Raw genomic sequence first — 8,158 nt, forward strand, 5'->3', positions numbered from 1 at the left:
CGGGAGCAAGCTCCCTCGCCACAAAAGCCTAGAATGCCAGCCTTTATGAAGTCAGGCCTTTTTCTTGTAGGCGATGCAATCGATCTCGACCTTGCAATCAACCATCATATTGGCCTGCACACAAGCCCGGGCCGGGGCATGTTCGGGGCTGAAGTATTCGCCAAATACTTTGTTGAAACTCCAGAAGTCCCGCGGGTCCTCCAGCCACACACCGCAGCGCACCACATCCTCAAGGCCATAACCGGCCTCTTCAAGAATCGCGATCAGGTTCTTCATGGTCTGGTGGGTCTGCTCGACGATCCCGCCGACAATAATCTCGCCGTTCACCGCCGGCACCTGACCGGACACGTGCAGCCAGCCGTCGGCCTCCACGGCCCGGGCGAAGGGTCGTGGCTGGCCGCCGCCTGCGGTGCTGCCGGTGCCGTAGCGCGTAATGCTCATGGGTGTTTCTCCTTGCTTGTAGCCATCAAAGGTTCAATAGAATTAAAAACGGGTGTTCTTGAGAAATTCAGCCAGCCGCGGCGACTGCGGCCGTTCGAACAGTTCCTTCGGCGGGCCCTGCTCTTCGATGCGGCCCTGGTTCATGAACACGATCTTGTCGGACACCTCGAAGGCAAAGCGCATCTCGTGGGTCACCAGCAGCATGGTCATGCCGTCTTCGGCCAGCCCCTTGATCACATTCAGCACTTCGCCCACCAGTTCCGGGTCCAGGGCCGAGGTCACTTCGTCGAACAGCATCAGGCTAGGGTTCATGGCAATCGCCCGGGCGATTGCCACACGCTGCTGCTGGCCGCCGGACAACTGACCGGGAAAATGATCGCGCCGCTCCAGCAGGCCGACCCGCTCCAGCCATTTCTCGGCCAGGGCCACGGCTTGGTCCTTGGGCAGTTTTTTCACCTTGAGCAGGCCCAGGGTGACGTTCTGCAACGCCGTCAAATGAGGGAACAGGTTGAATTGCTGGAAGGCCATGCCGGTCATGGCCCGGTGCCGGGCGATGACTTTCTCCGGATGGCGCACGCGCTTGCCGTCCACCTCGTCATAGCCGATGGCCTCGCCATCGAGCACGATCTGCCCGCCCTGGAACTCCTCAAGCATGTTCACGCAACGCAGCAGCGTGGTTTTGCCCGAGCCACTGGAGCCGATCAGGGTGACCACATTGCCGCGCTGCATGCTCAGGTCCACGCCCTTGAGCACTTCCACCGGGCCGTATTGTTTGCGCAGACCGCGAATATCCAGCAGCGGTTGGGTGTTGGAGGGTTCTGTGTTGGAGAGCCCCGTATGGGAGAGATTCGAAACGTCAGTCATGGCAAAGCCACCCGCTTTTCAATGTGCCGCCCGAGCAATTCGATGGCGTAGTTGATGATGAAAAAGAGAAAACCGGCGAACAGGTAAAACTCCAGGGTCATGAAGGTCCGGGCGATGATCTGCTGAGTGCTGAGCAGCAGTTCGGCAACGCCGATCACCGACAACAGGGTCGAAGCCTTGACGATTTCGGTGGAGGAATTGACCCAGGTCGGCAAGATCTGCCGCAGCGCCTGGGGCAACAGCACGTAACCCAGCGCCTGGAAGAAGGTCAGGCCGATGGCCTGGCTTGCTTCCATCTGCCCACGGGGCAAGGCCTGCAACGCGCCGCGCACGATCTCGGCCACATGGGAGCCGCAAAACAGTGTCAGGCCCAAAGCGCCGGCCTCGAATGCGCCGATCTGCCAGCCCAGGGCCGGGGCCATGTAGAAGCAGGCCAGCACCAACACGAACACCGGGGTGCCGCGAATCACGTCGACGTAGAAACGAAACGGCGCGCGCATCCAGAAGCGGCCGTAAGTCAGCACCAGCCCGGCGAACAGGCCGATCAGCGTGCCTAACAAAATCGCCAGCACCGAGCACTGCACGCTGGTCAGGAACCCGGCCCACAGCGTCTCCCGGGCGACCCACAACTCATGTAACCAACTGGGGGATTCGTACATGGAACACTCCTAACGGCGGATCGCCAGGCGCTGCTCGAAATAGCGCAACAGCATGGCAATGAGGTAACAGGCCGCGACATACAGGGCCGTGGTCACCAGCCAGGTCTCAATGACCCGGTAGCTTTCCACGTTGATCTTGCGGGCGTAATAGGTCAGCTCCGGCACGGCAATCGCCGCCGCCAATGAGGTGTCCTTGAACAGCGAAATGAAGTTGTTCGACAAGGCCGGCAACACGTTGCGCAGCATCACCGGCACGGTGACGTAGGCCTTGACTTGCCACTCGCCCAAACCGATGGCCAGCCCCGCTTCACGCTGGCCCTTGTGAATGCTCAGCAGCCCGCCACGGAACACTTCGGTCAGATAGGCCCCGGCGTACAGCGAGAGCGTGATGACGAATGAGGGGATTTTGTCCAGGCGAATACCCAGGCTTGGTAACGCGAAGTAGATCAGCAGGATCAGCACCAGGATCGGCGTATTGCGGATCACCGTGACATAGACCGAGGCCAGCACCCGCAACGCGCGGTGCTTGCTCAGCAGCGCGAAGGCCATCAGCAGGCCGATCACGCAACCGATGGCGATGGACACCAGCGCCAGGGAAAGCCCCAGGCCGAGCCCCGCCAGCAAGGTGTCGAAATCGCGCCAGACGGCGGCAAAGTTCAACTGATAATTCATGGTCGACAGTACCTTCAACGGGGCGCCTTCAAAGGACGCCCCGGGCTCACGGGATCATTTGAACTCGACGGGGAAACCAATGGCCGGCGACGGCAGCTCGACGCCAAACCATTGCTTGAACGATGCCGCATAGGTGGGGAATTCCACACCGGTCATGGCTTCATGCAGGGTGGTATTGACGAAGTTCAACCAGTCCTGGTCGCCGCGCTTGACCGCGCAGGCGTAGGTTTGTGGACTCCAGGCATAGGCCGGGCTGCGATAGCGACCGGGGTTCTGCACCATCAGGTATTTGACCGAAGACTGGTCGGTAGCGGCGGCATCTGCACGACCGGAGTTCACCGCCTGGTACATCAGATCGACGCTGTCGTACTGGTCGACCTTGGCGTTGGGCAGTGCCTGATGCACCAGCTCTTCAGCGTAGACGTTCTGCAACACGGCCACGGTGACGTCATCGCCGGCGGCCTTGAGGTCTTCGATCTCCTTGTACTTGCTGTTGGCCGGCAGCAGCAGGCCCACGCCTTCGCGGTAATACGGCAGCGTGAACGCCACTTGCTGGGCACGACTGGCGGTGACGGTGATGAACTGGCAGCTCATGTCGACCTTGTCAGTCAACAGGTTCGGAATGCGCGCATCGGACGACTGCACCACAAACTCGACCTTTTCCGGGTCATTGAACAGGCCCTTGGCGACCATCCGCGCGATGTCGATATCAAAACCCTGCAACTTGCCATCCGCTCCCTGGAAGTGCCACGGCGCATTGGTGCTGCCCGTGCCGACGATCAATTTGCCGCGCTGCAGCACGCTATCAAGCTTGCTGTCCGCCGCTTGAGCGACACCCATGGCAGCCGTCGTGGCCGCGAAGATAAAAACACACGCTTTGAACAAGGAAGGTCGGCGATGCATGGCAAGCACTCCTGAGTCAGTTTATTCCGCTATACCGGAACTTAGTATGTAACAACGGAATAGACAGCAGAAAGTGTGCCACAGGCTGGCGGCGTGGAGGTAAGAAAAATGGAAAGCCAATGAAATCAGAAAGATGGCAGGCGCAGAGGGATCAACAGGGGCGCCGGCACATGCCCCGGGACTGCTACTGTTGGCTACAGCCGCCGGGTAGCAAGGCCCCATACAGGGTGCCGACGATACTTTTTCGCACCAAAACGGAGCCGCTGAACTGTCAACTCTGACAGTAGCGATGCCCGGCCGTGTTGCTTATGGTTGCGAGTACCCGTGTCGATGAAGGGAAGCGAGCCATGAATTCATTCATCACTCACATCGCCTCAGCCAAGGACTATCGCAAGGCGCTCAAGACCTGGCGCCCGGTGGTCTTCTATTTCGGCCACCCGCACTGCTACGCCTGTAGCTGGGCCGAGCCGCTGTTTTGCAGGGTGGCCGAGACGTTCAAGGATCGGGCGGTGATCTACAAATTGAGTACCGACGAATCACCCCGGCACCCGGACGTCACCGGGACACCCACTGTGCTGTTTTATAAGGATGGCAAGTTACGCCGCAAGCTCAAGGGCGTCGGCGATCAGGGCTCGCTGACCCGGAACTTTGCCGAACACATCGGCCGAACCAAACCCAGGCGGCCGCCTCGTTCGCCGCGTCGTGACTTGCACTGGTTACGTCAGCGACTGCGAACCGTGTGCACCACCCGCCGGGCAAGGAAGCTCGTAAGGTTGCGAGCAACGCTTCGATAACGGCGTGGTTATCTTGCACTAGCAGACAAGTATTCTGTGGGAGCGAGCCTGCTCGCGATGACGGAGTCTCAGTCAATGTTGATGTTGATGTTGATGTTGAATGACCTGACGCTATCGCGAGCAGGCTCGCTCCCACAATTGGTCGGCGATGTTCCAGGAAATGCAAATCTTCGCTCTATTTGCGTTTGTAACTTTTGTTTCCACCAGGTGTGAGGCAATAGACCCGCCCCGGGGTCGACGCCTGCACCTAGCGTCCGCAAAACCTCACTCTGGACAACTTCCGCAAATCCCCCTCGCGGTAATAATCGTCCGTCCAGCTGTCATCCACTGCTAGCGGCTTGACCTGCTTGAGCGCCAGTTTTTTTGCGAAATAGCGAAAGCGGTAGTGCTCATAGAAGCGCAGCAACTCAAGGCCGTAGCGGTCGGCCAGGTCGGTGTCGCCCTGGATGATGAGGTAGTTCTCGTCGTTGCCGCTGCTGGCCGCGGCGCTGAGGTTGTGGCTGCCGCTGATGATGGTCGGCGTGTCGCTGGTGAAGTCGGTGACGACCGCTTTGGTGTGCACCAGCAAGTTGCCTTTCTGGCCTTTCATGTTTTCCCTGAGCCAGCCCTCCAGGCCGGTATTGAGCAACGCGGTGGCGGCGAATTCGGCGGTGCGGTCGGCATGAAAGCCAGTGATGCGGCTGGTGGTGTTCTGCAGGCCGTAACGCAGCACGTCGTCGTTGGGTTGGCCGAGCAAGGCATCGAGGATCCGGTCGGGCAAGGCGAAGGCGGTGACGAACAGGAGGTCCTTGCGAGCGCCATTGATGATATCGACGAAACGATCCAGATCGCCCTCTCCGGTACGCGGCGAGAACCCGGTGAACAGTGGCTCCTCGGGAGCCATGGGATTATTCCGATTGATCCACTGACGCGTGGCCCCCACGTCCTCGGGTGCGGCCCAGATCTGCTCGAACACCTGGCGATAGCTGTCGCTGACCCGCGGGTCGTCGAGCACATGAATAACGTTGGCCTGGCGGTAGACGCCATTGGCGGTGAAATTGGTGCTGCCGCACAGCACGGCCTCGGGGTGTAATGAGCCGGTGTCGTCGACCTTGCTCAGCACGATGAACTTGTCGTGGAAAATATTGTGCGTGACACGCCCGCGCTTGTTGGCCGCCGGCAGTGCTGCGAGGCTGGCTTCGTTGCGCAATGTGCCGTCGTCTCCCGGCTCGGCGTGGTACAGCACCCGTACCCGCGCGCCCCGTGCGAAAGCGGCGTTCACAGCCGCGACGATCACCGGCAGTTCATATTCATAAATCGCAACGTCCAAGGCCCAACTGGCGTTCAGGGCCCGGTCGATGAAACCGGTCAAGCGTCCCAGCAAACCATTTTCCAGCCAGCGGCGCGGCGCGTCGGGCCAGTCATCGATGGACAGGTTTTTGTTGGCGTCGATCAACGCGTCCAACTCGGGAAATTTGCGCTGGAAGGCCTGGCTGGCCGCCACGGCACGGTTGAAGATGACCCCCTGGTTGCTTGGCTGACCATCGTCACTGGTCACTGACACCTCAAGTGATTCCCCCAGTTGCGGCGCGTCAGGGCTGCCATAGGCCAAGTGCACGCGGTAGTGAATGGCCACGCCGGGGTTGATGGCGTAGTCGGCCCAGCGAAACTTCTGCAGCGGTGCTTTATCGCTCGGCGTAGCGCGAAACTGCGGGAACGTGTGCACTTTGTCGGGGAAGGTCAGGCTGTTGAACAGGAACAGCCAGGGTTTGGTGCCGTGCTGCTTCTCGATGGCAAAGCCGAGCAACCCTTTGCGCCGGGATTCAGCCAGGTCCATGGCGAGCAACACACCGTTAGTGCCGGCGTAGGCCTTGACCCGAAAATCGTCCTGGGCGTTGGTGACGAGTACGCGCATGGTTCACTCCTGTGAGGGACTGCCTGAGCATAGAGCAGTGATCCGGGTTGAGGGGGCAGATCCGAGACCGAGGTGATGCCTTCGCGAGCAAGCCCGCTCCCACATTTGATCTTCTGTGAACAGATAATGCGTAAACACCGCAGAACCCGTGTGGGAGCGGGCTTGCTCGCGAAGGCGCCCGACCAGACACCTCGCACTCAAACCACCTCATCAATATGCCGATACTGCGCCCCCAACTGCCCCGCCAATTGCCGGGCCCGGCCCAGGCGAATCGGTCCGCGTTCGATGTCGATCAACAGGCATGGGCAATCAAGGGGCGGCAGTGTCAGCTGCTCTTTGACTCGCCCATCGGTCATCAGCAACACCCGCTGTTGCTCTGTCGGGTAGCGCTTGCGCCGGGCCGCCAACCAGCGTCCGGCCTCGTTCAGCGCCGCCAGCAACGGCGTGCCACCGCCGGCGCCCAACCCGTCAAGCCAGTCCCGTAGCCCGGCCGAGGCCTTGAGCCCTTGCACCTGCCAGGCCGGTGCGCTGCCGCTGGCCGTCAGCAGCGCCAGCCGGGCGCGTTGGCGGTAGGCGTCATCGAACAGTTGCGCCAGCAGGCCTTTGCCATCGCTCAAGGCTTGATGACGACGAGTCGAGGCCGAGGCGTCGACGATGACCAGCCACAGCTCATGGGGCGAACGATGGCGTTGCTGAAAACGCAGGTCTTCGCGCAGGCGTGGACGGCCAACGAGCAAGGTGCCCGGCCAGTTCACCGCCCCGCTGGCCGCCGCTTTGCTGCGGCCCTGGCGCCCCTGATCCAAGCGTCCCGCACGGGGTCTGGCATTCACCCCCGCGGGCGAACGGGGGCGAATGCCTAGGGCTTTTTTGGCCAGCTCGGCACATCACGCCGAGCACCGGTGGGCAATGCCCGGGCCGGCAGGTCACCCCACTGCCCCTGGCCTTCGTCCGGCCTGGCGGTTTGATCGGAGCTGGTTGGCGGCGCCTGGGACGGCGCAGGGGCCGAAGGCTCGCGCCGGCGATGACGCAAGGCAAACTCGGCGACCGCATCAATGTCTTCAACGGCAATGGCCTCCGCCCCGCGCCACGCAGCATGGGCGCGGGCGGCCCGCAGCCAGACCAGGTCGGCGCGCAAGCCATCGACCCCGGCAGCAAAACAACGCTCGGTGATCTGCGCCAACGCTTGGTCATCCAGAGGAATCTGCATCAACCGGTCGCGAGCCTGCTGGCAGCGTTCGCGCAGTTGCTGTTGGGTCGGTTCCCACTGCGCGCAGAACGCTGCCGGATCGCTGTCGAAATCCAGCCGCCGACGAATGATCTGCCCGCGCTCCACCGGTGCGGTGTGACCGTCCAAGACCACGTTCAGGCCGAAACGGTCGAGCAACTGCGGACGCAATTCACCTTCTTCCGGGTTCATGGTGCCGATCAATACAAAACGCGCCGGATGCCGGTGTGAGAGACCGTCGCGCTCGATCAGGTTGGTGCCGCTGGCGGCCACGTCCAACAACAGGTCCACCAGATGATCAGGCAGCAGGTTCACTTCATCGACGTACAACACGCCACCGTCGGCCTTGGCCAGCACGCCGGGAGAGAACTGCGCGCGCCCTTCCCCCAGGGCCACGTCCAGATCCAGGGTGCCCACCAAACGTTCCTCGGTGGCGCCCAGGGGCAAGGTGACGAACTGACCACTGGCCAGCAGATCGGCCAGGCCTCGAGCCAGGGTGGACTTGGCCATGCCACGCGGGCCTTCAATCAGCACTCCGCCGATTTTCGGATCGATCGCCGCCAGGCACAGGGCCAGTTTCAAGTCATCGGCCCCGACCACGGCGCAGAGCGGGAAATGGGGAATGTCGGTCATGGTCGATTCTCAAAGATGGTCGGTAAGGTCGGTTTGGAGAAAGTCTTTGTGGCGAGGGGATTTATCCCCGCTG

Annotated in this window: 9 protein-coding genes; 1 reads left to right on the forward strand and 8 read right to left on the reverse strand. The window is 61.5% G+C overall.

The window, feature by feature from the left end; translation table 11 throughout:
• Window positions 1-51: 51 nt before the first annotated feature.
• Genes HU811_RS22255 through HU811_RS22275 form a run of 5 tightly spaced genes read right to left on the reverse strand, consistent with a single transcriptional unit; the run spans window position 52 to window position 3,539 of the window.
• Window positions 52-441, reverse strand: coding sequence for a RidA family protein (locus HU811_RS22255; protein ID WP_047227837.1), 390 nt, complete (start codon window positions 439-441; stop codon window positions 52-54).
• A gap of 42 nt (window positions 442-483) precedes the next feature.
• Window positions 484-1,305 carry an amino acid ABC transporter ATP-binding protein gene (locus tag HU811_RS22260; protein WP_275944491.1) on the reverse strand — a complete coding sequence of 274 codons (822 nt, stop codon included), beginning with the start codon at window positions 1,303-1,305 and terminating at the stop codon, window positions 484-486.
• Window positions 1,302-1,964, reverse strand: coding sequence for an amino acid ABC transporter permease (locus tag HU811_RS22265; protein ID WP_047227835.1), 663 nt, complete (start codon window positions 1,962-1,964; stop codon window positions 1,302-1,304). The genes HU811_RS22260 and HU811_RS22265 overlap by 4 nt, the downstream gene beginning before the upstream one ends.
• 9 nt (window positions 1,965-1,973) lie before the next feature.
• The gene (locus tag HU811_RS22270) at window positions 1,974-2,636 is read right to left on the reverse strand and encodes an amino acid ABC transporter permease (RefSeq protein WP_092396075.1); all 663 of its coding nucleotides are present in this window, start codon (window positions 2,634-2,636) and stop codon (window positions 1,974-1,976) included.
• Between the two features lie 54 nt (window positions 2,637-2,690).
• Window positions 2,691-3,539 (reverse strand): transporter substrate-binding protein, encoded by an 849-nt coding sequence (locus tag HU811_RS22275; protein ID WP_092396073.1) that lies wholly within the window; start codon window positions 3,537-3,539, stop codon window positions 2,691-2,693.
• A 347-nt stretch (window positions 3,540-3,886) separates the two neighbouring features.
• On the opposite strand from HU811_RS22275, the gene HU811_RS22280 reads away from it, so the two are divergent.
• Window positions 3,887-4,333: a thioredoxin family protein gene (locus HU811_RS22280; protein ID WP_186658120.1), complete on the forward strand. Its 447-nt coding sequence runs from the start codon at window positions 3,887-3,889 to the stop codon at window positions 4,331-4,333.
• A gap of 247 nt (window positions 4,334-4,580) precedes the next feature.
• Here HU811_RS22280 and HU811_RS22285 read toward each other — a convergent pair whose 3' ends face one another.
• The 3 genes from HU811_RS22285 to HU811_RS22295 form a co-directional block, all read right to left on the reverse strand.
• Entirely contained in the window at window positions 4,581-6,227 is a 1,647-nt protein-coding gene (locus tag HU811_RS22285) for a phospholipase D-like domain-containing protein (protein ID WP_186658122.1), read from the reverse strand.
• 197 nt (window positions 6,228-6,424) lie between these two features.
• Window positions 6,425-7,030: a vWA domain-containing protein gene (locus tag HU811_RS22290; protein ID WP_225248479.1), complete on the reverse strand. Its 606-nt coding sequence runs from the start codon at window positions 7,028-7,030 to the stop codon at window positions 6,425-6,427.
• 53 nt (window positions 7,031-7,083) lie between these two features.
• On the reverse strand, window positions 7,084-8,085 hold the full coding sequence (locus tag HU811_RS22295; RefSeq protein WP_186658123.1) for a magnesium chelatase ATPase subunit I: 1,002 nt from the start codon (window positions 8,083-8,085) through the stop codon (window positions 7,084-7,086).
• Between the last annotated feature and the right edge of the window lie 73 nt (window positions 8,086-8,158).

This window comes from Pseudomonas tehranensis (assembly GCF_014268615.1).
Taxonomy (GTDB): Bacteria; Pseudomonadota; Gammaproteobacteria; order Pseudomonadales; family Pseudomonadaceae; genus Aquipseudomonas; species Aquipseudomonas tehranensis.